Annotated in this window: 17 protein-coding genes; 7 read left to right on the top strand and 10 right to left on the bottom strand. The window is 57.0% G+C overall.

Annotated features, from left to right (window positions below; genetic code table 11):
- Window positions 1-211: 211 nt before the first annotated feature.
- Entirely contained in the window at window positions 212-1,081 is an 870-nt protein-coding gene (htpX, locus tag BCS37_RS02655) for a zinc metalloprotease HtpX (RefSeq protein ID WP_069180029.1), read from the bottom strand.
- Between the two features lie 85 nt (window positions 1,082-1,166).
- Window positions 1,167-2,762, bottom strand: coding sequence for a phosphoglycerate dehydrogenase (gene serA / locus BCS37_RS02650; protein ID WP_069180028.1), 1,596 nt, complete (start codon window positions 2,760-2,762; stop codon window positions 1,167-1,169).
- A 241-nt stretch (window positions 2,763-3,003) separates the two neighbouring features.
- On the opposite strand from serA, the gene BCS37_RS02645 reads away from it, so the two are divergent.
- The 4 genes from BCS37_RS02645 (at window position 3,004) to BCS37_RS02630 (ending at window position 8,170) form a co-directional block, all read left to right on the top strand.
- Window positions 3,004-3,936, top strand: coding sequence for an ABC transporter permease (locus BCS37_RS02645; protein WP_069180027.1), 933 nt, complete (start codon window positions 3,004-3,006; stop codon window positions 3,934-3,936).
- Window positions 3,937-4,770: an ABC transporter permease gene (locus BCS37_RS02640; RefSeq protein ID WP_107528578.1), complete on the top strand. Its 834-nt coding sequence runs from the start codon at window positions 3,937-3,939 to the stop codon at window positions 4,768-4,770.
- Between the two features lie 228 nt (window positions 4,771-4,998).
- Window positions 4,999-6,522 (top strand): ABC transporter substrate-binding protein, encoded by a 1,524-nt coding sequence (locus tag BCS37_RS02635; protein WP_069180026.1) that lies wholly within the window; start codon window positions 4,999-5,001, stop codon window positions 6,520-6,522.
- Window positions 6,523-6,553: 31 nt separating this feature from the next.
- Window positions 6,554-8,170: a dipeptide ABC transporter ATP-binding protein gene (locus tag BCS37_RS02630; RefSeq protein WP_069180025.1), complete on the top strand. Its 1,617-nt coding sequence runs from the start codon at window positions 6,554-6,556 to the stop codon at window positions 8,168-8,170.
- Window positions 8,171-8,308: 138 nt separating this feature from the next.
- Here BCS37_RS02630 and malQ read toward each other — a convergent pair whose 3' ends face one another.
- From malQ to BCS37_RS02595, 7 genes are all read right to left on the bottom strand, one after another.
- Window positions 8,309-11,758 (bottom strand): 4-alpha-glucanotransferase, encoded by a 3,450-nt coding sequence (gene malQ, locus BCS37_RS02625; protein WP_069180024.1) that lies wholly within the window; start codon window positions 11,756-11,758, stop codon window positions 8,309-8,311.
- Between the two features lie 158 nt (window positions 11,759-11,916).
- A complete protein-coding gene (gene glgA / locus BCS37_RS02620; protein ID WP_069180023.1) occupies window positions 11,917-13,362 on the bottom strand; it encodes a glycogen synthase GlgA in 1,446 nt (481 codons plus the stop codon).
- A gap of 109 nt (window positions 13,363-13,471) precedes the next feature.
- Window positions 13,472-15,859, bottom strand: coding sequence for a 1,4-alpha-glucan branching protein GlgB (gene glgB, locus BCS37_RS02615; protein ID WP_069180022.1), 2,388 nt, complete (start codon window positions 15,857-15,859; stop codon window positions 13,472-13,474).
- 60 nt (window positions 15,860-15,919) lie between these two features.
- Entirely contained in the window at window positions 15,920-18,385 is a 2,466-nt protein-coding gene (locus BCS37_RS02610) for a glycogen/starch/alpha-glucan phosphorylase (protein ID WP_069180021.1), read from the bottom strand.
- Between the two features lie 161 nt (window positions 18,386-18,546).
- A complete protein-coding gene (gene glgD, locus BCS37_RS02605; RefSeq protein WP_069180020.1) occupies window positions 18,547-19,653 on the bottom strand; it encodes a glucose-1-phosphate adenylyltransferase subunit GlgD in 1,107 nt (368 codons plus the stop codon).
- A 30-nt stretch (window positions 19,654-19,683) separates the two neighbouring features.
- Window positions 19,684-20,838: a glucose-1-phosphate adenylyltransferase gene (locus tag BCS37_RS02600; RefSeq protein ID WP_069180019.1), complete on the bottom strand. Its 1,155-nt coding sequence runs from the start codon at window positions 20,836-20,838 to the stop codon at window positions 19,684-19,686.
- A gap of 368 nt (window positions 20,839-21,206) precedes the next feature.
- Window positions 21,207-21,782: a TetR/AcrR family transcriptional regulator gene (locus BCS37_RS02595; protein WP_069180018.1), complete on the bottom strand. Its 576-nt coding sequence runs from the start codon at window positions 21,780-21,782 to the stop codon at window positions 21,207-21,209.
- Between the two features lie 144 nt (window positions 21,783-21,926).
- Here BCS37_RS02595 and BCS37_RS02590 point away from each other — a divergent pair, with 144 nt between their 5' ends.
- Window positions 21,927-22,736: a hypothetical protein gene (locus tag BCS37_RS02590; RefSeq protein ID WP_069180017.1), complete on the top strand. Its 810-nt coding sequence runs from the start codon at window positions 21,927-21,929 to the stop codon at window positions 22,734-22,736.
- Window positions 22,737-22,789: 53 nt separating this feature from the next.
- Window positions 22,790-23,056: a 30S ribosomal protein S20 gene (gene rpsT, locus BCS37_RS02585; protein ID WP_006693343.1), complete on the top strand. Its 267-nt coding sequence runs from the start codon at window positions 22,790-22,792 to the stop codon at window positions 23,054-23,056.
- Window positions 23,057-23,115: 59 nt separating this feature from the next.
- On the opposite strand, the gene BCS37_RS02580 is transcribed toward rpsT, so the two are convergent.
- Window positions 23,116-24,258: an MFS transporter gene (locus tag BCS37_RS02580; protein WP_069180016.1), complete on the bottom strand. Its 1,143-nt coding sequence runs from the start codon at window positions 24,256-24,258 to the stop codon at window positions 23,116-23,118.
- 158 nt (window positions 24,259-24,416) lie between these two features.
- Between BCS37_RS02580 and BCS37_RS02575 the strand changes: the two genes are divergently transcribed.
- Window positions 24,417-25,598: an MFS transporter gene (locus BCS37_RS02575; RefSeq protein ID WP_069180015.1), complete on the top strand. Its 1,182-nt coding sequence runs from the start codon at window positions 24,417-24,419 to the stop codon at window positions 25,596-25,598.
- Window positions 25,599-25,620: the final 22 nt, after the last annotated feature.

Below are 25,620 nucleotides of genomic sequence, written 5' to 3'. Positions count from 1 at the left end.
CAGCGGACGATCCCTTCGCCCGGCTGCCGCCATCCACCCGTACATCTCTTATTCGGTCAAGCCCCTCCCCCCCAAAGAGACCTCCCATCAACATAAGTCGATTATGGTTTTCAATATCCATTGTATACAATTTCTGTAAAGCAACACAAAAAGCCCCTTCGACGAATTTGCTGCGCCGAAGGGGCTTCTGGTGTTGTATTCGGTATTATATTCAGCGAATGTTCATCCGCTGCGCTTGCTCACGCAGACGCGCGATGCGCTCCTGCGTATCGGGATGGGTCGAGAACAGGCTCTTGAACGAGATGTCACGCCCCGTCAGCGGGTTGATGATGCACATATGCGCCGTGGCGGGCGTTGCCTCGGGCAGCGGTGCGCCGTGCACGGCGTAGTACTCGATCTTCTCAAGTGCTGATGCGAGGTAGTTCGGGTTGCCGCAGATCTCTGCGCCGCCCTCGTCCGCGCTGTACTCGCGTGAGCGCGAGATTGCCATCTGGATGAGTGCCGCCGCAATCGGTGCGATGATTGCCGTTGCGATGAGCCCGATGATGCCGCCGCGGTCATCGTCACTCGAACGCCCGCCGCCGAAGATCGCCGCCCACTGGGCGATGCTCGCCGCGTAGGAGATGACTGTCGCCATCGTCGCCGCGATGGTCGAAATGAGAATGTCACGGTGCTTGACGTGCGCGAGCTCATGTCCGAGCACGCCCGAGATTTCATTGTAGTCGAGCGCACGCATCAGTCCCGTTGTCACAGCAACCGCCGCGTTCGACGGGTTGCGTCCCGTTGCAAATGCGTTCGGTGCATCCTCGTTGATGATGTAGACGCGCGGCATGGGAAGTCCCGCACGCCCCGCGAGCTTTTCGACGAGTCCATAGAGCTCCGGCGCACTCGAACGATCGACCTCCTGCGCGTTGTACATGCTGAGCACCATGCGGTCGGAGAACCAATACGAGAAGAAGTTCATCCCGAGTGCGATGATCAGCATGACAGTCATGCCTGTATGTCCTGCAAAAATTCCGCCAAGAGCAACCATGAGTGCCATCAGGAGCGCCATCAGCATCGTTGTCTTGATTGAGTTCATAGGCTTCTGCCTCCTTGTTGCGATAGATTCTTTGTCCTTTTGACTATATCATATAGGTCAATTATGGAAAAAGGCTGAAACCCTCTCAAATCGTTTCGAAATTGACCAGTTTCGCATCAAAGATGCCGTCGATGGCGAGCAGGCGTGCGAGCGTACCATCGGGGATGTCGTGATCAATTGTGAGTGCCATGATGCTCATCCCCTCGCGCTTGGACTTGCCCACCTGCATGGACGAGATGTTGATGCCCGCCTCGCCCATGATGGAGCCAACCGTGCCGATGACGCCGGGACGGTTGATGTGCGGACAGATGAGGAGACGTGCGTGCGGGTCAATATCCACACGGAATCCGTTGATCCGCACAATACGCCCCTCCGTACCGAAGAGTGTGCCCTGCACCTCTGCCGTGCCTGCTTCTGCCGTACCCGCCGCCGTCGTAACGCGCACGGTGATGAGCGTCGAATAGTGCGAGGTTTCCTTCTCCTTGATCTCCGTTACCTTGATGCCGCGCGACTTCGCAACACTCGGGGCATTGACGTAGTTGATCTCGCTCTCGAGGATCGGATTGAGCATTCCCTTGAGGAGTGCCGTCGTGAGAAAACTCGTATTGACCTCGGTAATCTCTCCATTGTAGATGACCTCCACATGGGAGATGGGACCTTCAGCGAGCGAGCAAACGGTGCAGCCGAGCTGCTCTGCGAGCGTGATGTAGGGACGAATGACACGCATGACTTCCTTTGATACCGGTGCCATATTGACTGCCGCCGTCACGGGCTCGCCGCGCAGTGCCGCGCGAATGCCCTCCGCTACGTCGACGGACACGCCGATCTGCGCCTCCACCGTGGACGCGCCGAGATGCGGCGTGAGCACAATGCCCGGAACGCCGCGCAGCGGATGATCCTCCGCGAGCGGCTCGCTTTCGAACACGTCGATTGCCGCCCCCGCGACGATCCCATCCTTGACCGCCGCCGCCAAATCACTTTCGTTGATAATGCCGCCGCGCGCACAGTTGACGAGACGCACGCCCTTCTTCATCTTACGCAGCTCCGGCATCGAGATCATACCGCGCGTCTCCTTCGTGAGCGGCATATGTACCGTGACAAAGTCCGCCGCCGCAAAGATATCGTCGAGCGTCCCTACAGTCACGCCAAGCGCCTTTGCACGTTCCTCATTGATGTACGGATCATACGCAATGATATTCATATCAAAGGCAAGTGCACGCTTTGCAACGCCGCTGCCGATGCGCCCCATGCCGATGATACCGAGCGTCTTGCCGCGCAGTTCCACGCCGACGAATGCCTTGCGATCCCACGCGCCCGCGTGCATCGTTGCATCCGCCGCAGGGATGTTGCGTGCGAGCGAGAGCATCATCGCCATCGTGTGCTCCGTCGCAGCAATCGTATTGCCGCCCGGCGAGTTGATGACAATGATGCCGCGCTCCGTCGCCGCCTTCACATCGATGTTGTCTACACCGACGCCTGCGCGTCCGATGATCTTAAGTTTATCGGCGCGCGCCAGTACATCCGCCGACACCTTCGAGGCCGAACGCACCATGAGCGCATCATAATCGCCGATGATCTCCAGAAGCTCCTCGTGCGCGATCTTGTCACGCACATCGACCTCATACTCTGCCAGTAGTCCGATTCCCTCGGGTGAAATACCGTCCGCAGCCAAAATCTTCATCCGCCAGCCCTCCAGTGCGGCATAATGCCGCGGTCTATATACACAATACAATACGTTTCATTATAGACAAAAGGGGCGAGGTGTGTCAAATACTTAAGAAACCGCCGATAAATTCACACATATTCATATTTTTACGCTTCGGTTGACAATCTTCTTCCATGGGCGATATACTAAAAATTATTGTCTGACAGATAAATGAAAAAAGAACTCACTTCAAAACATACAATATAATGGAGTACCTATGACATACAAGACGCTTCTCGGTCGCTGTCTGCAATTCATCCCTGTATTTTTCGGCATCACACTTCTCTCCTTCGGTCTTATCTACATCGCTCCCGGCGATCCCGTCGGCATCCGTCTCTCAGCGGGCGGTGTCGCCGCCGATCCGCAGCTCGTGGAGCGGATGCGTTCGGAAATGGGGCTCGATCAGCCCTTTCTCGTGCAGTACGGACGCTGGCTCGTGCATTTCCTCCAAGGCGATATGGGCACATCCTACATCACCGATCTTCCTGTCGCTGTGACGTTTTGGAAGGCACTCCCCTACACGCTCCGTATGGCAGGTACGGCGATGGGGCTCACCCTCCTCATCTCCCTGCCGCTCGGCATCGCCATCGCCGCATGCCGCAACGGCCGCGTGGACTATGTCATTCGCTTTCTGACCTTCATCGGCAACGCAACGCCCGGCTTTATCATCGGGATTGTCCTTATGTTTATCTTTTCTTATCGGCTCGGCTGGATTCCGGTCCTTGCGACCACGAAACCGATCGGCATGGTACTGCCCGCGCTCTCGCTCGCGCTCGTCATGTCCTCGCGCTACATTCGCCAGATTCGCGCGGCAGCCCTCGACGAGCTGGCTAAGGACTATGTCATAGGGCTTCGTGCACGCGGCATTCCGGAGCGCGTGATCCTATTCCGCAACGTCCTCAAGAACATCATGGTCATTGTCATCACGCTCACGGGTATTTCCATTGGCTCGCTGCTCGGCGGAACAGTCATTATTGAGACGATCTTTAACTGGCCGGGCATTGGCAGTCTCATCATGACGGCGATCACGAGCCGTGACTATCCCGTCATTCAGGCGGTGGTGGTCTGGATGGCACTGGCATTTTTCCTTGTGAACCTGCTCGCCGACCTCTCGTATCGCTATTTCAATCCGAGAATCAAGGATCTTTAAATGATGAACTTCTTTCTGCATACACCGCTGCTCTTTCGATTGCTCACGCTTTTGGCAGCATTCATTCTCATCGCAAGTCTCTTCTCCGCGCAGCTTGCGCCCTACGATCCATATGCGACCGATCCGCAGCTGATTCTAAAAGCACCGTCTGCAGAGCATCTCCTCGGCACGGACAACTACGGCAGAGACATTCTCTCGCGCATTCTCGCGGGCGGGAAAACTTCAATTTTCGCCGCCCTCTTCATCATTCTCATCGCCGGCTCGCTGGGAAGTCTCATTGGACTGCTCTCGGGCTACTATCGCGGACGCATGGACGCAGTGCTTATGCGCATCACCGATGTATTTCAGGCATTTCCCGATATCGTGCTTGCAATCGCAGTGGCGGGCGTTCTCGGCGGCGGTCTTGTCAATGCCATGCTTGCACTCATCGTTACGACGTGGACGCAGTACGCACGCATTGCGCGCAGTGCTGCCGTCGCGGTAAAGGAGGAGACCTACATACAGGCGGCACGCCTCTCGGGTTGTACAGACGCGCGCATCCTCTTCGGGCACATCCTGCCAAACATCGCAGGACCGCTCATCGTCACCGCCGTTCTCCACGTCAGCACGATGATGATGGGCCTCGCGGGGCTGTCCTACCTCGGCATCGGCGTTCAGATCCCCGCCGCCGAGTGGGGCGCAATGATCAGCGAGGGACAGAAGTATCTGCAGCAGGCACCGTGGGCGGCACTCGCGCCGAGCGCGGTGATGGTCACCGTCATGATGGTGTTCAATATGTTTGGCGATCAGCTGCGGGATCTGCTCGATCCCAAGACGCGGGAAAAACGAGTGTAAAGGCAGTTTTATGATGCAAGTCCTACGCAAACACCTCGTTACGCAAACGGGCGCGTGCTCGTCCACCTAAATACCTGCGGACTTCTTAAACGCGCTTCGCTTGAACGAAAGAAATCCGCAGGGGGCGGGTCGCACGCTTTTCTCCGTTTGCTCCACTAGGGTTCGCTTTAGGACATGGCATCATATTACCACATATTATCATTCCTTGCATTTCTAATAGGAGGAACCATGAACAAAACACTGAAATGTCTCTGTGCCGCACTGCTGCTCGCCGTTCCGCTCACGATGAGCGGCTGCGGCGGCTCGGATCAGGCGGCAGACAGCAAGAAAATCGTGCGCGTCGGCGGCACAGTTGCCGTGACGAGTACGATGGATCCCGCGAAGGAGTGGATGGGCTGGTACGCCGTACGCTACGGCGTGGGCGAAACACTCTTCCGCCTCGACGATGAGATGGCGCCGCAGCCGTGGCTCGCTGAAAAGGCGGAGAATGTCGAACCGACCGTCTGGCGCATCACACTAAAAGATAATGTCACGTTCTCCAACGGGGAGAAGATGACGGCGGACAAGGTCATCGCCTCGCTCAAACGCACGGCGGAGACGAATGACCGCGCCGCATGGCTGAAGGATGCAGAGTACACGGCAGAGGGAAATGTCCTCACGATCCGTACGAAAGCGCCGTATGCGACCCTCGTCAACGATCTGTGCGATCCGTACGCTGTCATCGTCGACGTTGCGGGCACAAAGGACTTTGACAATGCCCCCGTATGCACAGGTCCGTTTGTCATGAGCAGCTTTGAAGCAGACAAGCACGCCGTTATGACGAAGAACACGAAGTATTGGGGCGGCGACGTGAAGGTCGACGAGGTCGAGTACACGAAGATCGCAGACTTCAACACGCTTGCAATGGCACTGCAGGGTGATGAGATCGATGTAGCACTGGACCTCAGCCCCGAGACGGCAGAGACGATTGCAGCGAATGACAAGTTTACGGTGGTCAAAACACCGCAGACGCGTACCTATCAGCTCTACATGAACCTCGATAAGCTCACCGATCCCGCAGTTCGTCAGGCGATCATGTACGGCGTGGACAAAAAGACCATCGGCGACCAGTACCTGAAGGGCGCAATGACCGCATCGAACAGTGCGTTCCTCGCCTCCACGCCCTATGGCGATCCCGCACTCAAGGCGCGTTCCTACGATCCCGAGAAGGCAAAGCAGGTGCTTGCGGCAGCAGGCTATACGGACACAGACGGCGACGGCATCGTCGAGAAAAACGGCAAGCCGCTCACCGTCGAGATGGGTGTCTACAAGCGGCTCTTCAACGAGAACATCACAACGGAGATGCAGGCACAGCTCAAGAAAATCGGCATCAACATCAATATCGTCTCACATGAAAAGTCAACGTATCTCAAGCCCGGCGAGTTTGAGCTCTCCCTCTACTCCGTCATCACCATGCCGACGGGCGACCCGTACGCATTCCTGCGCGACAGCCTCAGTGCAAAGGGCATATCGAATTTCGGGCACTATGACAATCCCGTCGTGGAGCAGCTGCTGTCCGACCTGCCGAATACATTTGACCCGACAAAGCGCATCGCACTCGTCAACCACATTCAGCAGCAGGTGATCGACGATGCGGCGATGGACTTCATTGGCTTCAACAACATGCAGATCGGCATCTCGAAAAAGGTCACGGGGTTCCTCTCCACGCCGAGCGATTACTACCATGTAACAAAGGATCTGGATAAGAAGTGAGCGCACACACAGCGTACAGCGGAGCAGCGTCATGCAGGAACTCTTACGAATTGACCATTTGACTGCGGGGTACGGCGGCGATGCCGTGATCGAGGACATCAGCATCAGCCTTCACACGGGCGAGGTGCTTGGTATCGTCGGTGAGAGCGGCAGCGGGAAGTCTACCCTGCTCAAGGCAATCGTGCAGATCCGCGGACTCTCCACCGAGATTCACGCGGGTACGGTCTCCTTTGACACGAAGAACCTAGCCGTACTCTCCGAGGGAGAGCGGCGCAGGCTGCGCGGCGAGGAGATCGCGATGGTGTTTCAGTACGCGGGTGCATCGCTGAACCCTGCGCGGCGGATTGGCACGCAGCTCGTTGAGACGATGCGTGCACACACCGATCTGTCGCGTGAGGAAATCTACGCACGCGCGGCAGAGGTATTCGGCGGCATGGGTTTTGCCGATGCACACCGTATCCTCTCTGCCTATCCGTTCGAGCTGTCGGGCGGCATGGCACAGCGTGCAGCCATCGCACTCGCCGTCATCCTGCGCCCGCAGCTCCTCCTCGCCGATGAGCCGACCTCGGCACTCGATGCGACGATCCAGCTGCAGGTACTGGACGAGCTGCACGCACTCAAGGAGCGCACGGGTACGGCAATTCTCCTCATCACGCACAACATCGGCGTCGTACGGCACATCGCCGACCGCGTCGCCGTCATGTGCAAAGGAAAGATCGTCGAGCAGGGCAGTGTCACGGAGGTGCTCGAAAATCCGCAGCATCCATACACACAAAGCCTGATTGCAGCAGTACCGAAAATGTATGCAGCGGCACATGATGGCTGCGACCGCCGCCATCACATAGAGGACAGCTTTGCTCCCCGTCAGGAAGAAAAGAAATCCAATGGCAGGGACACATTCCTGCGCTTTGAAAATGTCTCCATGCATTTTGACGATACGGCGGGGCGCGTTCAGGCAGTCGACAGCATCTCCTTTTCCCTCGCGCGGCGCGAACTGCTCGGCATCGTCGGCGAGAGCGGCAGCGGCAAATCCACCGTTGCAAAGCTCCTCACGGGGCTGCATCTGCCGACGGGCGGGAATATTCTCCTCGACGGCAAGGACATCACGCACACACGCGGAAAGGAACGCCGCGCCCTCTACACCCGCATCCAGATGGTGTTTCAGGATGCCCCCGGCTCGTTCAACCCGCGCCGCACCGTCGGCGCGATGATTGGCGAAACCATCTGCCGCCTGTGTACGCCTGATGAACGCGACACCAAACGGCGCGTCGCCGAACTCCTCGCCGAGGTCGGACTGCCCGCCGCATACGCGGATCGCTATCCGCACGAGATGAGCGGCGGCGAGTGCCAGCGGGCGGCGATTGCACGCGCGATGGCGGTTCATCCCGAAATCCTCGTCTGCGATGAGGCGACCTCGGCACTCGACGTATCCGTACAGGCAAAGATCATCGCCCTGCTCCTGCATCTGCAGCGGGAGCACGGCATGAGTCTCCTCTTCATCTCGCACGATCTTCCGCTCGTCAGCTCCATCGCCGACCGCGTCCTCATCATGCAGAATGGACGCATCGTCGAGCAGGGCGCAACACCGCGCGTTCTCCAAGAGCCGTGTGATGGATATACAAAGAACCTCCTGCGTGCTGCACTCTAAAGACGATAAATATAAAAGGCTGGGATCTGTAGTGCCCCCAAAAAGTTAGACCTGAAAGCGCTTTCCTGCGCTTTCAGGTCTAACTTTTTAGTCACTGCACATTTGTCCCGTGCGACAGCTCCTTGGTCACGATTTCTCTCACCGACGGTACCGCACGCAGAGAGCCTTCAGTTTCTTTGAGTCGAGCTCTAGGAGGTAGTCCTTCTTGAGGCTCCACCGCCAGTTGATGCCGACGGTACCGGGCGTATTCATGCGGGCGCGCTCGTCGAGTCCGAGGAAATCCTGCATGGGGATGATCGCCATGCGTGCACGCGAGGCATACGCCGCCTTGATGAGGCGCTTACAGATGGTCTTAGGACGGTCGGAGGTCGTCCCCATGAGGTTTGCAAGGGTCTCGCGCAGCACCTCGTCAATGTCGTGTGTGAACCAGCCGACGGTCGTGTTGTTGTCGTGCGTCCCCGTATAGACGATGCTGTTCTCTGGCGTGACGAAACCGACGCGCCCCGACTCATTCGGTTCGAGCATGAAGTGGACGATCTTCATGCCGGGGAAGCCGCAGTCATCGCGCAGGCGCTCAACCTCGCTCGTAATGATGCCGAGATCCTCAGCGACGATATTCATCTCACCGAGTTCCCGCTCGATCTCATCGAAGAAGGGCTTGCCGGGCCCCTTGATCCAGTGTCCGTTGATTGCGGTCTCCGCCTTGCCGTCCACCGACCAATAGGACTCAAAAGCGCGGAAGTGGTCGATGCGGATGATGTCCACCTGCTCACGCAGTTTTCGGAAGCGCCGCTTCCACCATGCGTAGTTCTCCGCCTTCATCGCGTCCCAATTGTACTGCGGATTGCCCCAGAGTTGCCCATTGGCGGCAAAGTAGTCAGGCGGTACGCCCGCCACCGTGCGCGGCGTACCATCCTCATTGAGATCGAAGAGCTGCTGGTTTGCCCATGCGTCTGCACTGTCCTGTGCGATGAAGATCGGCATATCGCCGAGAATTTCGATCCCCTTTTTCTTCGCATAGTCATGCAGGCGATTCCATTGCAGATGAAAGACGTACTGCTTGAAGCGGTCGAGTTCGACCTCATCGCGCTGCCGCTCGGCAAGCTCTTTGAGTGCGGCAGGGTCGCGGCGGCGAATCTCCTCCGGCCATTCCGTCCACGGTGCGCGCTCATACGCCTTCTTCCCCGCGTGGAAAAGTGCATAGTCGTCGAGCCAGTACGCTTCCCTCTTACAGAAATCTTGGAAGGCCTTATCCTGTGCACTCGTCTTACGGAATGCCCGGAACGCCTTTTCGAGCATATCCTTCTTGAACTGCTTGACGCGCTCAAAGTCGATGAACGCCGTGTTCGCCTCGTACGGCAGAAAGAGATCCTTCTCCGTCAGCCATCCGCGCGCGGCAAGCTCGTCGAGGTCGATGAGCATGATGTTGCCCGCAAAGGCGGAGATGGACTGATAAGGCGAGTAGCCATAGCCGACGGGGCTGAGCGGCAGGATCTGCCAGATCTTCTGCCCCGCCTCTGCGAGGAAGTCGAGAAAGCGATATGCCTCCTCGCCAAAGTCACCCACACCGTATTTCGACGGCAGAGAAGTTGGATGCAGGAGGACACCCGCCTTGCGTTCCCAGCGCTGCGGCTCCTTACGCTGACGCAGGAGGAGACCGAAGAGCGGCGGAATCTTGATCCGCAGGTGTCCGCGCTCCACCTCATAGGTGCGCGAGGGCTTGAATGCGTCCTCGAACACGCCGCAGGCGAAGTCACTCACATCCACCTCGATGGTCAGTGTCTCCGTGAGATTGCGGTTGAATGCGGCAATAAAGACACCGTCTTCCTTCTCCTGGTTGAACACATCGTAGCCCGAACGGATGGTGCGCGCATAGGCAATGACATCGCCCGCACCGTAGAGCGGCAGGATATCGCCTGTGCGCAGAGCATCATTTTCATTACGAATGGCGATAAAGCGCTCGAACCAGCTGCGAATGTCCTTGTTGCCGTGCTCCCAATCGTAGGGACGGCGGTTGAACGGATCCTTGAACCCCTGCATCCCGATCTCGTCGCCGTAGTAGACACTCGGCACGCCGGGATAGGTCATCTGCCAGAGCGTTGCCATGAGAAGGCGCCGAGACCCGAGGTCAAACTGCTCGTCCGTCATGCGGACGCGTGACTGCTCGATTGCCGGCATTCCCTCATAGTAGGGTACGCCGGCGAGTACAGTGATGGCACGCTGCACGTCATGACTGCCGATAAGGTTCATCATCGCATAGAGATTTTCCTTCGGGTAGTTCTCGATCTGACTCGCAAGCCGCCGCGCCGTCTGACGTCCGTCGATCGCACCCGTGAGAAAGTCGAGCATCATCGTGCGCAGCGGATAGTTCATCGCCGAGTCCATCTCGTTGCCCGAGAGGTATTCACGCGGCGTCCCATAGGCGACCTTGTTCGAGGCATCTTCCCAAACCTCGCCGATCATGACGGCATCAGGGTTGCGCTTCTTCAGCTCTGCGAAAAACGTCTTGGAGAACGTCGGCGGGAGTTCGTCGATCACATCGAGCCGCCAGCCCGCAATGCCCTCGTTCATCCAGTGATGAAGCACACTGTCCTTGCCTGTGATGACAAAGTCCATGTAGTCGGGGTCCGTCTCGTTGACGTTCGGCAGCGTGTCGAAGTTCCACCAGCAGTCGTACTCATTCGGGTAGCTGCGGAAATGGTACCACGAGTAGTACGGCGATTCCTTCGACTGATAGGCGCCGAGCGAGCTGTACTGATGCTGGCGGTTGAAATAGATACTGTTGCTGCCCGTGTGGCTGAATACGCCGTCGAGGATGATACGGATGCCGCGCTCCTCGGCTGCCGTGACAAGGGCGCGAAAGTCCTCAATATCGCCGAGCACGGGGTCGATCTTGTGGTAGTCTCCCGTGTCGTAGTGGTGGTTGCTCTCAGACTCAAAGACGGGGTTGAAGTAGATGCAGGAGATACCGAGCTTCTTCAGATAGTCCAGCTTCTCCATGACCCCGCGCAGGTTTCCGCCGAAGAAATCATAGGCGATGATCTCCTTTGTGTCAGGATCTTTGAGATACATGGGGTCATCCGTCCAATCCGTACGAATGACAGCGCCCTTCTTCTTCACAATCGTATCTCCCGAACGCGCAAAGCGGTCGGGAAAGATCTGATACATGACAGAGTTCTTAAACCAGTCCGGCGTGCGTGCACCCTTGTTGTATATCGTGATCTGATAAGACGCGGGGGCCTCTGTGCTGAGTGTACCGACACCGCCAAGCATCTCCGGATTGTTCCCATAGAAATAGGTACCGCTCTCCGCTGTGATGATGAAGTAGTACCAGACGAGGCAGCCGTAATCCGGCAGATCAATCCACGCCGTATAGAATTTCTGCTCCCCCTGCCCTTCCTTCGTCTCGAGCGCAACCAGACGCTCCCCCGCCTTGTCCTGCCACAGGCGCACGAGCACTTGATGAATCGGCTCGAATGTCCGAATGCGGATGCCGAGACGCAGCCGGCTCCCCGCTTCGGCTGCCCCGACAATGGAGCGGAAATAGATGTCCTGTGAGTTGTGCTCCACCTGATACGATTCCAGCATAGCACCCTCTCCCTTCCTAAAATTAAACGCACAGAAACCACTGGGGAATCAAATGTTCTTATTTGAACTAATTCACCAGCGGTTTCATAAGAGATGCGTCGTATATGACTTAAACGCGTCCAATCAACGCACGAATCGGATATGCGCAGCTACGTGCCTCAGCTCTCAAGCAGGAGGCGCTCATAGAGGGTTTCATATTCCTTCGCCGAGCGTTTCCAACTGAAATCACTGTGCATTGCCGTGAATACGAGCTGACGCCACTCACGCAGATTGCCGTAGGCAGCAAGCGCACGCTTCAGAGCATACATCATCTCATGTGCGTTGTATTCGTAGAACAGGAAGCCGTTGCCCTTGTCCACATCCGAACGGTCGAACTGCACAACTGTGTCCTTCAGCCCGCCCGTCTCGCGCACAACGGGAATCGTCCCGTAGCGCATGGCGATGAGCTGTCCGAGGCCGCACGGCTCGAACATGGACGGCATGAGGAAGATATCCGATGCTGCATAGATCCGCTGTGCCAGTTCGTTCGAGAAGCGGATGTTGATCGACACCTTGTTCGGATAGCGCCATGCGAGTTCCTTGAACCAGTCCTCATAGCCGCGGTCACCCGTACCGAGCAGAACAAACTGGACGTTCTCGTGCTGAAGGATCTCATCCAGGACACGCACCACGAGATCGAGCCCTTTGTTGGCGACAAGGCGTGTAATCATCGCTACCATCGGCGTGCGTCGGTTCTCAGGGAGTCCGAGATCGTGCTGCAGGCGTACCTTGTTGTCGCTCTTGCCCTCGACCGCCTTCTTAATGTCGTAGTTGACATAGAGATTCTTGTCCGTCTCGGGGTTGTAGACATCATAGTCGATGCCGTTGACAATGCCGAAGAGCTCCTCGCGGCGCTTGCGCAGAAGCCCCTCCAGATGCTCACCGTAGTAGTCGTACTGAATCTCCTCGGCATAGGTCTTGCTGACGGTCGATACGTAGTCGGCATAGATGATGCCGGCCTTCATAAAGTTGACTGCATCGAAGAACTCGAAATCGCCGTTGTTGAAATACTGCCAGTCAAGCCCGAGCACATCCGTCATGACATCCTTGGGGAAGACCCCCTGATATTTCAGATTGTGAATCGTAAACAGCGTCTTGATCCCTGCATAGCGCGGATCATCCATATGCTCCAGTTTTAGGAACACGGGGACGAGTGCGGAATGCCAATCGTTCGCGTGGATGATGTCCGGCCAGAAATCAAGCGCCGGCAGGAGATTGAGGACGGCGCGGCTGAAGAACGAGAAGCGCTCGGCATCGTCCGGGTACCCGTAGAATCCCTCGCGATTGAAATACTCCTCATTATCCACAAAGTAGTAGGTCACGCCATCGAGCACATACCTGTCAATGCCGACGAACTTATCCCGCCATGCGACATTCAGAACTCCGTCATAGATATGGTCCATCGCGCTGCGGATCTCATCGGCAATCGCCCCGTACTTCGGCAGAATGACGCGGCAGTCCACGCCATCCTTGACGAGTGCCGCGGGCAGAGAGCCTGCCACATCCGCAAGACCGCCGGTCTTTACAAATGGAACTGCCTCCGATGCTACATATAGTACCTTCATCCCAATATCCTCCTTTTCCTCGTGAGCGATGCCGTAATCATCTGCGACACGAGCTGTTCATCCTGTACTCGCTGCCTTCGTCATTCTCCTATCAATGCGCGCGGGCAGCCTATGACTTTGCCGCACGCGTTTTCTTTGGTTGTTCCTCCGCATCCGCAGTGCTCTTGCGGGCGGGCTTCTTCTTCGTCGCCGTCATCGCGGCGGACTTCGCCGCCTTCGCATCAGTCGCTGCAGCAGTTGGCTTTGCTGCCTTTGAAGTCACGGACGCGGATGCTTTTGCCGTGGATTTCGCAGACGTTCTCGAGGTCTTCGCCTTCGCTGCCGGTTTCTCGGCCGTGCTCTTTGCTGCAGTTTTCTTGGGGGCCGCCGTCTTTGCGGACGCCGTATCCGCCTTTTTCGCGGTGCTTGTCCGCCTCGTCTTCTTCGCGGCTGGTTTTGCCTCTGTCGTGCGCTTCTTTGGTGCAGCCTTCTTCGGAGTCTCGGTCGCTGCTTCCTGCTTCTTTGCAGCGGCGGCGGTCGACTTAGACGTTACTGATTTTTTTTTTGCAACGGCATCAACCGGCTCGGAGACCTCACTGACGGGGGTACCCGCGCCGCTCTGCCGCTTCAGGCGGTAGAACGTCGAGGCGAGCGGCGGCACCGTGATGACGATGGACTGCTCGCGTCCGTGGAACGCATAGTCCTCGCTCACGATATCACCTGTGTTCAGCACACCGCTGCCGCCGTATGCCTCCTCGTCGGAATTAAACACCTCGACATAGGTCCCCTTCGTCGGCACGCCGATGCGGTAGCCGTGACGCACCTCAGGCGTGAAGTTGTGCACGCAGATAATGAAGTCACTCCGATCCTCAGCGCGGCGGACGAGCGCAATGATGCTGTTCTCGCTGTCGTTGCAGTCGATCCACTGGAAGCCGTTCCAGTCAAAGTCGACCTGCCAGAGCGCCTTGTTGTCGACGTAGAACTTGTTGAGCGCCTTCGAGTACGCGAGCATCTTCGTGTGCATCGGGTACTGCTCGACAAGGTGCCAGTCCATGCTGTCGTCAAAGTTCCACTCAATGAAATGTCCGAACTCACCGCCCATGAAAAGCAGCTTCTTGCCCGGATGCGCCATCCAGTAGCCGAAGAATCCGCGCAGCCCCGCAAATTTCTGCCAGTAGTCGCCCGGCATCTTGCTGATGAGGGAGCACTTGCCATGCACCACCTCGTCGTGCGACAGCGGGAGCACAAAGTTCTCGGAAAACGCATACATGAGGGAGAACGTGATCTTGTCCTGATTCCACTTGCGGTAGATCGGGTCAAGGCTCACATAGGAAAGCATGTCGTTCATCCAGCCCATGTTCCACTTGTAGTTGAACCCCATGCCGCCCATATAGACGGGCTTTGAGATGAGCGGCCACGAGGTCGACTCCTCTGCGATCATCAGTGCGTGCGGGTGATACTTGAAGATCGTCTCGTTGAGCTTCTTCAGGAAATCCATCGCTTCGAGGTTGCCCGTGTCGCCGTATTTGTTCGGCTGCCACTCGCCGTCCTTGCGCCCGTAATTGAGGTAGAGCATATTGGCGACCGCGTCGATGCGCAGGCCGTCGATGTGGAACTCCTCGAACCAGAACAGCGCGTTCGAGATGAGGAAGCTCTGGACCTCCGTGCGCCCGTAGTCAAAGTTTGTGGTGCCCCACTCCCAGTTCTCCGCGCGCGTTTCGTTGTCGGACTCGTAGAGGTTCTTTCCGTCGAAATGACGAAGCCCCTGCTCGTCCTTGCAGAAGTGCCCCGGCACCCAGTCCATGATGATGCCGATGCCGTTCTGGTGGGCGGTATCCACAAGATAACGGAAATCGTCGGGTGTGCCGTAACGGCTTGTTACCGCGAAGTAGCCTGTCGCCTGATAGCCCCACGAGCCGTCATAGGGGTGCTCACACAGAGGCATGAACTCGATGTGGGTGTAGTTCATGTCCTTTACATAGCTGATCAGCTGGTCCGCAAGCTCCCGATAAGAGAGGTACTCCCCCTCGAGCGTACGGCGCCACGACCCTGCGTGTACCTCATATGTGAGCATGGGGCGCTCGTAGGAGGACTCCTCCTCTTTGCGCTTCTGCCATGCGGCATCGCCCCACACGTAGTGGTTCATATCGTAGGTACGCGATGCCGTCAGAGGCTTCTTCTCAGCATAGAACCCGTACGGGTCTGCCTTCATAATACGGGGACCGCCCCATTGCGGCTCGATCGCGTACTTGTAGATCTCGCCCTCGCCGAGTCCCTCGACAAAGACCTCCCAGATCTCTCCATCATCAATGCGGCTCATCGGATGGATGAATACGTTCCAATCGTTGAACTCTCCCACAACGCTGACCGCTTTTGCATTCGGCGCCCACACCGTAAATCGGACGCCCTTTTTTCCATCCTGCTCCACAAAATGCGCTCCGAGCATTTCCTGGGCATGGTAGTTCGTGCCCTGATGAAAGAGGTACAGATCAAACTCACTGAGTGTCGATGTTTTCATACGATCCCCTCCTGTATTTTCCTAAGGACGTGTGTTTCCTATGCGCACGCCCCCGCATCTCTACGAGATGATGACGGGGCGGATGTTCCAGATGTCCCGTGCATACTCGTCAATTGTACGATCAGACGAGAATCCGCCGGAGTGTGCGACATTCATTGCCGCCGTGTGTGCCCAGCCCTCCTTGTCTTTGAACCTCCGCATGACCTCGATGCGTGCGTTGTCGTACGCATTGAAATCCTTTAGGATAAAGAATTCATCGTTCGCATGCAGGAGATAGTCATACAGCGAACGGAAATCCCCATAGGTGCCGTCGACGAGCTGATTCATCACCGTGCGCACCTTCTCATTCGTGTTATATTCATCCCACGCAGAGTACGCGCCCGTCGCGTAGTAGTTCATAACCTCCTCGGCCTTGAGGCCGAAGATGACGCAGTGCTCGCTCCCGACCGCATCGCGGATCTCGACGTTGGCACCGTCAAGGGTGCCGAGCGTGATTGCACCGTTCATCATGAACTTCATGTTGCCCGTGCCCGAAGCTTCCTTCGATGCCGTCGAGATCTGCTCGCTGACATCCGCCGCAGGATAGACAAGCTCGCCGATGGAGACGCCGAAATTCTCGATGAAGATGACCTTCATGAACTTGTTCACACGCGGATCTTTGTTGATGCGGTCCGCGACCACGTTGATGAGACGGATTGTCTCCTTCGCGATATAGTAGCCCGGTGCTGCCTTGCCGCCGAAGAAGTAGGTCACCGGCTGCGTGAGGAAGGACGGCTCACTCTGCGCACGATGGTAGCGGTACATGATGTGCAGAATGTTCATCAGCTGGCGCTTGTACGAGTGAATGCGCTTGACCTGAATGTCGAACATCGAATCCGGATCGATCTTTACCCCGTTGTGCTGCTCGATGTAACGGGCAAGGCCCTCGCGGCGCAGGTGTTTGATCTTCATCAGCTGTTCGAGGAAGTTCTTGTCCTCAACGCGCGCATACAGTCCGTCCATCTGCTCCGGATGGCGATGCCACTTGCGGCTGCCCAGCATCTCGTCAATCAGTGCCGCAAGCTCGGGGTTCGCCCCCATCAGCCAGCGGCGATGTGTAATGCCGTTGGTCTTGTTGTTGAACTTGCGCGGCGTGTAGTCATAGAAATCTTTGAGCGTTGTCGACTTCAGGATGCCCGTGTGGATCTTCGCCACACCGTTGACACTGTGGCCGCCGACAATGGAGAGGCGCGCCATATGGATCACGCCGTCCTGAATGATGGAGAGAGCGCGCACCTTGTCCTCATTGTTTGGATAGCGGCGGCGCACCTCCTCGAGGTGGCGGCGGTTGATCTCGTCAATGATCATGTATATGCGCGGCAGGAGCGGCCGGAACATGTCAATCCCCCACGTCTCGAGCGCCTCGGGCATGATCGTGTGATTTGTGTACGCGATCGTGTCACGCGTAATCGCCCACGCATCCTCCCACGTCAGCGCCTCGTCATCGACGAGGATGCGCATGAGCTCTGCGACGCAGAGTGCAGGGTGGGTGTCGTTGATGTGGATGCCGATCTTCTTGCCGAGGTCATAGATGCTCATGCCCGTCTTCTTGTAGTGACGGACAATGCTCTGCACCCCTGCCGAGACGAAGAAGTACTCCTGAATAAGGCGCATGCGGCGCCCCTCGAATGTACTGTCATCCGGATAAAGATAGCGCGTGATGGACTCGACAAAGCTGCGGTAATCGTTCCGCTGTTGGATCTGCTCCTGTGTCAGCATGCCGTAATCCGAGAAATCGCGGTTGACCTCCGCGTTCCACATGCGCAGGGTGTTGACCGTCGTATTGTGGTAGCCGACGATCGGCATATCGTATGGGACTGCCATAACGATCATCGGATCCTCGTGGACAAGTTCAAGCTTTCCATTCCCCACATCACGCATATAGGCATTGCCGCCGAACTTCACATCCACGGACTTATCCGGCTTGCGGTACTCCCACGCAAAGCCGTCACGCAGCCAGTTGTCCGGAATCTCGACCTGGTTGCCGCCGACGATCTTCTGCTCGAAGAGCCCGTACTGATAGCGAATTGTACAGCCATGCCCCGGAAGGCTGTGTGCCGCGAGCGAGTCGATGAAGCACGCCGCAAGACGACCGAGACCGCCGTTGCCGAGCCCCGCGTCCGGCTCTGCTTCGTAGGCATCCGAGAGGTTCAGCTTGAAGTCACTCAGAACCTCCCTGAGTGCCTCCTCGATGCCGAGGTTGATGAGGTTGGATTTCAGCAGGCGGCCGAGCAGGAACTCGATGGAGAAGTAGTAGATCTGCTTCTCCTTGCGCTCCCCGTACTGCTTGTTCGTCTTGATCCAATTATCCGAGATGGACTGCTTGGCGGTCGCCGCGATCGTCTTGTAGATTTCGATCTCCGTCAGTTCCTCTACTTCGCGGCCAAACATAACATGTGCGGTCGTGATAAAGCGGCTCTTCAAGATTTTCTTCATCGTGTCAAGGGTTTTCCCTGTCGGCTTATTGACCTGATCCTTCTGTGCCAAATCGTCCACTCCTTTTCCTATTCTCTTGCTTTCCCCGACATTCTTTCCCTGCCTGCGGCAGGAACCCCCATAAGAAGTATCAGAAACAAGAAGCCGTTATAGTCTCTCCCGCTCCGATTTTCGGAGCGGGAGAGAACCGCTAACGGCAAAACAAACAAACTTTAGATGGTGATGTTCTTCTTGATCACAAGCGGGTACTCGGCGGCTCCCTTCAGCCACTTCTCCGCCGTGATCACGACATTCTTGTCGCAAATGACATTTTCGACAAGCGCGCCGTCTTGAATATCACATTTCTGCATGATGATCGAATTGCGGATCTTCACATCCTTGCCCACCTTTACTCCGCGGAAGAGGATGCTGTTCTCCACCGCACCGCGCACGATGCAGCCGTTCGCAATGAGAGAATTCGTGACCTTTGCAGTCTCCTTGTACTGCACGGGCACGCCGTCCTTGATCTTCGTGTAGATGGGACGCTCACCCATGAAGAGACTCTGCCAGACCTCGGGATCGAGGATCTCCATGTTCGCCCGATAGTAGGTTGACATGGAGTCCACATGTGCCATATAGCCGTCGTGCTCGTAGGCGAACATGGTATAGTCCGCCGCACGTCGGATGATGCCGTCGAGTACGAAGTCCTGCCCGCCGCGCTCGTAGGCATAGCGGACAGTCTCAACGAATGCGCGCTTATCCATGAGATAGATCCCCATGGAGACCTTCATGCCCTGATAGGCAACAGGTTTCTCCGCGATATCGAGGACGAGCCCCGTCTCTGCCGTATCGAGCACGATGTTGTTGCCCGTATTCTCGTCGATCGTGGTGTGCGAAACCATGGTGATGTCCGCATCCGTGTTTTGATGAAAGCGCAGCACCTTGCCGAAATCCACATTGTAGACAAAGCTGCCGTTTGCCAGCAGGATGTAGCGCGCAGAGGCATGCTCAATAAAGTCCAGATTGTGGTAGAAATTCTTGAGGTCGCCCTTACGGCGCTGCGCATCGTCGTGCGCGGCCGGCAGATAGAAGAGTCCGTCGTGGCGGCGCGCCAGATCCCAGTCCTTGCCCGAGCGCAGATGGTCGAGTACCGAGCGCGGTTCATCGGGGAGCATGACACCCACCTGGTGAACCCCGGAGTTGACCATGCTCGAAAGGGCAAAATCAATCAGTCGGTAACGTCCGGCGAAGGGAATGGATTCAACAGCACGTCGGTCAGCAAGTTCACGGATGAGACTTCCGTCCTCCTGCAGGTTGATGAGCCCCATTACGCTATTCATGTTATGTTCACTCCATTCTCTGTGTGCGGATCAGCCGACGCGCTGCTCACTCTCGGCAGCCGTCACCGTCTCCCCCTCTGGAATGACCGTGATCTGCGATTCCTCGCCGATGACCTGCGCGCCCGCCTCGATGACGGCATGCTGCGCGAGAATCGCATAGTCCACTGCGGCACCGTCCGCAACCACCGCAGACGGAAGCAGAACAGAGTTGCGCACAACAGCACCCTTGCCGACGCGCACACCCGGGAAGATCACAGAGTTCTCGACCGTACCGAGGATCATGGTCCCCTCGCTGATCATCGAGCGCGTAATCTTCGCATCCTTGCCGACAAACTGCGGCGGCATGGACGGATTGAACGAATAGATCCTCCATTTGCCCGAGAGCTCGAACGGCGGCTCATCCTGCAGGAGATCCATATTCGCCTGCCAGAGGCTCTCGATCGTACCGACATCCTTCCAGTAGCCGTTGAATGCGTAAGAGTAGAGGCGCCCCTCGTCCGCGAGCATCTTTGGAATAATGTCCTTGCCGAAGTCATGGCTCGAGGTCTCGCTCTTCGCATCTGCCGTGAGATACTCCGCGAGATAGTCCCGATTGAAAATATAGATGCCCATGGAAGCGAGATTGCTCTTCGGCTTCGCCGGCTTTTCCTCAAACTCGACAATGCGGCCGCTCTCGTCCGTATTCATGATGCCGAAGCGCGGCGCCTCGTCCCACGGCACCTCGAACACGCCGATCGTCGCCTGCGCCTTGTTCTTCTTATGTGACTCAAGCATCCACGCATAGTCCATCGTATAGATGTGGTCACCCGAGAGGATGAGCACATAGTCCGGATCCGTCATGTCGATGAAGTTCAGGTTCTGGTAGATCGCATCTGCCGTTCCGCGATACCACTCTGCGCCCTTCTCCCGTGCGTAGGGCGGCAGGACAAAGAGTCCGCCGTCGCGCTTGTCGAGATCCCACGCGCTGCCCGAACCGAGATACTGGTTCAGCTCGAGCGGACGATACTGCGTCAGAACACCGACCTTTTCGATGCCGGAGTTGACGCAGTTGCTCAGGGGAAAGTCAATGATGCGGTATTTCCCCCCAAACGGAACCGCCGGCTTTGCGACGCGCTTCGTGAGCGCACCGAGGCGGCTTCCTTGTCCGCCTGCCAGAATCATTGCCAAGCACTCTGTTTTTCTCATAGGTATTTCTCCCCTCACGGATACCGGGTGGTATCCCCAACATATATGCAACGGCAAATCGGTCGGGCTCGCCGTACACCCATCCGCGTCGCCGTATTCCTGCCTGTTTCAATGAGATGGCACTCATTTTGTCGTGTTCTTCCTCTTTTAGTCGCTTCATGATACATACCTAATTCGATAAACGAGCCGAATTTCCTGCATGTTTTCGCTGTATTTTCAGGCTTTTTTCAAATTTATCAAAAAATGAGGAAGGACCTTTGTACTTTCCATTTTTTATATTTATCGTATCATTATTGTACTCTATGTTTTTGTCCAAATCAAGAAGCAATATAAAGAAAAATTATTCTGAAGGGTGTGCAACATTCCTTTTAAAGGCTGCCGCCGCCCACGCAAAAGATCGGCGCGATGAGCGCTGCATACATCTCCGCCATCTCCTCGGGAGTACGAACGCAGCCGCCCTGCATCCACCACTCCACCATCAGCATAAAGCTGCCCGTGATGTGATTGATGAGGAAATCATCGGGAAGCACATGTCCGCGCAGCAGTGCATGCCCGCGCGCGGTCAGAGTCTCGCTCAGCTTCTCGCGAAAATAGCGGAGAAATATATCCCGACTCTCACAGGTCAGGAGGCTTCGAATGTTCTTCTGCTGATCCTGCATATGATAGAGCATATGTGAAATAATTACTGCGGGATTGTCGCGGTCGTACGAAAAGTCATGGCTTCCCTCATCCGCAACGTTTTCGAGTACATGCGCAAACATATCCTCGCACATTGCGCGCAGGAGCATATCCTTTGTTTCGAAATGCGCGTAAAATGTGCTGCGCCCGACATCCGCGGCTTCAATAATGTCCTGGACAATGATATTTTCATATCGTTTCTGCGCGAGCAGCTCCTGAAATGCGGCAAGAATTGCCTGTCGTGTCTTTTTGCGGCGTCGCTCCATACAGTTTCCTTTCCTATATGAACATATTGTTTATTTTGTCCGATAACAGACATTTCCATCGAATTGTTTCTTACGGTTTTTCTGCGTTTATTGTACTATATGTTCAAAACTGAAACAAGTTCATTTTTCATTGGAGGGGCTCTTATGGCACAGATATGGCAGGCAGGCAGGGTACGCCTGATCCCGATTTATACACTTTTTCTCTCTCTTGCGGCACTCGTCTGCTGGTATTTGGACGATTCTATGCGCGTGATCACAGCACTCATCGCGTTCTGTCCCTGCGTCTTCGTCTTCACCGGTGCAGCAGTCGATACGAGCGCACGATCCAGCCTTGCGCGCCGCGGCATGCTCGTCCGTGCGGACAGCGCCCTCGAGGCACTCGGGCGGACGGAGACCATCGTATTCGACGTGGATGCTCTAAGCCGCACGAACAGTCTGGGCGCAGATTTCCCGCACATTGCTGCGTCCCTGCGCCACATGGGGCTGCATCCTGTCCTGTGCACGGGCTCCGATGCGGACGCGGCGACACGCATCTCGGCGGCAGCAGGCATCACGGATATCCGCTCTATGGAAGAGTGCGAAATGCCTTACGAAAAACACACCGCCCTCGTCGGCTCCCCCACTTCCGCACTGCATGCGGAACATCCAGACCTCATGCGCATCGACCTAAGCCCCGCCTCCCCTGCCAATGCAGATGCGGAAGCCGTCCTCATCGGCGAGGATCTGCGTCATCTCCCCGCACTTATCCGCATGGCACGGCGTACACGCACAAAGATCGAACAGAACGCCATCTTCGGACATACGCTCAATTTCATCGCTCTGGGGCTGGCGGCGGCAGGTGTACTGACCCCCGTCACTGGCGCACTCTGGCACGCAGCATCGGCTCTCATCCTGCTGCTCAACGCCGCGAGCCTTCGCTTCGTCGGTACACGCGAAAAAAAATTTGCATTTTAGAGAGCCGTGTGATAGAATGACGCAGTACATTTTTCGTTGAGGGGGTGAATGATTTGCCAAACATCAAGGCATCCATTTTGAGTGTGAAGTCTGACGCCAAGCGCCGTGCACGCAATGTTGCAGAGAAGACGCGCGTCCGCCGTGCCATCCGCAGCGTCAACGACGCTGTTGCCGCCGGCAACGCAGACGAGGCGAAAACCCTCCTCGTTGCGGCATACAAGTCCATCGATCAGGCAGCTGCAAACAACGTCTACCACAAGAACGCTGCAGCACGCAAGAAGTCGCGTCTTGCGAAGAAGGTCAACGCGCTGGCACAGTAAGCTATAGAAAACGCCATTCCCTGCGGAATGGCGTTTTTTGATGTGCAAAATAAAATCCCTCAGACCATCTTCTTGAACACGTAGAATCCGACGGCTGCCTGCGCAATGCTGAGTGCGGCGAGCATGCCGAACGCGGTCTGCAAATTCGTCGCCGAGGAGACGAAGCCAATCGCAGCGGGTCCCGCAAGGATGCCAAGGTAGCCCATTGTACTGACGGCGGAGACCGCCGTTCCGATGGGCATGACGTTCTGCCGTCCCATGAGGGAGAAGAATACGGGCACAATGTTGGCGCTGCCGATGCCGATCGCAAAGAAGCCTCCATAGAGTAGTGCGTCCACAGGGGCGAACATAACAAGCAGGATTCCAAGGAAGGTGAGCAGTGCACCGCCGACGGCAACGGGACGCTGACCGATGCGCTGGACGACGCGGTCGCCGAGGAACCGCATCGTGAGCATTGCCGCAGAGAAGACAGAGAATCCGACGCCCGCGAGTGCGAGATCCATCCCGCGCACCGCCGTGAGATAGACACCGCTCCAATCCATCACCGCCCCCTCGCTGAGGAACGCGATGAACGCCGTAATCCCGACAAAGACGACAATGCCGCGCGGAAGCGCGACGAGCGAACCGCCGCCCCCGCCGTAGGGGATGAGATTCCGGCCGAAGCCCACTGTCAGTGCGAGCACGATACTTGCCGCAATTGCCGTGGACTGAAATGCCGTCAGCCCGAGTACGCCGACCCACACGCCGTAGAGTCCCGCGCCGACGAATCCGCCGAGGCTCCAGAACGCATGCATGCCGCTCATGATACGCCGTCCGATTCCCTTCTCCACAATGACCGCCGCAATATTGATCACGACATCAATGCAGCCCATCAATGCGCCGAACGCGAGGATGATGGGCACGGCGATCCAGAGCGAATCCACAAGCGTGACCGCAAGCAGAGCACAGGCAAACAGCATCCCCGTCACCATGAGCACGCGGCGGCAGCCGAGCCGTGCTGCGAGTGCGCCCGAGAGCGGCATCGTTGCGAGTGAGCCGATGCCGATGCACAGCAGCAGGAGTCCCAAAACATCATCTCCGATGGCGAGCCGTGCGCGCAGAAGCGGTACAAGCGGAGCCCACGATGCTGAGCCAAATCCCCCGATAAAGAAGAACGCGCGCGTCGCGTGCGCCTCGCGCTCCCCGATCTGTTTTTTGTCCATGCCTCAATGCTCCTTTCCCATATGCGCTCCCCCACGCTCTGAAAGACTCCTGCCATTCTATCACAGGCGATAAAAAAAGCAAGCGAGATTGCCTTTACACAACGCTTCCTCCGTAGTATATTGGGAGTCACCAGCACACAGATCGAAAAGGGGGTTCCATGGACAAAGACAAACACAGCACGCCGCTCTGGACGCGCGAATTTCTGGGCATGAGTCTGGGCAATTTTCTCATCTATATCGCGCAGTATGCCATGATTGCAGCGCTGCCGATCGTCATTATGACGGAGTATGGGGGCGGAGATGTTGAGGCGGGACTTGCCATGACCTTCTTCCAGGTCGGCACAGTCGCTGCGCGCCCCTGCGCAGGCATTTTGATCGACAGCCTCAACAAGCGGCGGCTCATGCTCGCCATCACGACGGCATTCTTCCTCGTCATGACAGCATTTGCCTTTGCCTCAGCACTCTCCGTGCTCTATGGGCTGCGCCTTCTGCACGGCATCATCTTTGCCGTTGCGACCACGACGGCGGCGGCGATTGCCGCGCTCATCCTCCCGCCTGCACGCAAGGGGGAAGGCATCGGCTACTTTGCCCTCTCGACGAATCTCGCCATGGTGGTCGGTCCCATGATCGGGCTGCTGCTCATGGAACATTTCTCCGCGAGCGCACTGTTCTGCCTGCTGAGTGTCCTCGCCGCCGTCTCCATCGCTGCGGGCGGCGGACAGAAACTCCCCGATGCAGTCATTCTGCCGGAAAAACGGTCTGCACGAACGCTCTCCGTCAGCACATTCATCGAGCGCAAGGCACTCCCGCCCGCCCTCATTGCAGGGATCCTCTTCTTTGCCTACGGCAGTGTCCTCACCTTCATCCCGCTCTACACGCGCGGCCTCGGGCTGTCCTCTGAGACAAGCCTCTTCTACGCGTGCTACGCGGGTGCCATCCTCGTCACACGCCCCTTCATCGGGCGCATCTTTGACCGAAAGGGTCCCGATTACACCGTCTATCCGGGCCTCTGTCTCTTCGCGGCAGGAATGTTCCTCCTGGGCAGAATCGACGGGCTCAGCGGGCTGATCACGGCAGCGCTGCTCCTCGGTGCAGGTTTCGGTGCGGTCACTCCCGCCCTCCAGACGCTCGCTGTCCGCAGCGCGCCCGCCGCACGTGCAGGTGTCGCCACTGCGACCTATTTCTGGTCACTCGACATCAGCGTCGGCCTCGCCGCCGCAGGCCTCGGTGTCGTTGCCGTCTCCTATGGCTATGCATTCACCTACAGTATCGTCGATGTCGCTGTCATCGCACTCGGCACAGTCTGCTATACGCTGTGGAGAAAGCACAGCAAAAAGTAAAGGCGCAGTAAAACCGCGCCCT

Source organism: Selenomonas sp. oral taxon 920 (genome assembly GCF_001717585.1).
GTDB lineage: Bacteria > Bacillota > Negativicutes > Selenomonadales > Selenomonadaceae > Centipeda.
Note: the sequence above shows the minus strand (reverse complement) of the source record. Positions and strands in the feature narration are given on the sequence as shown.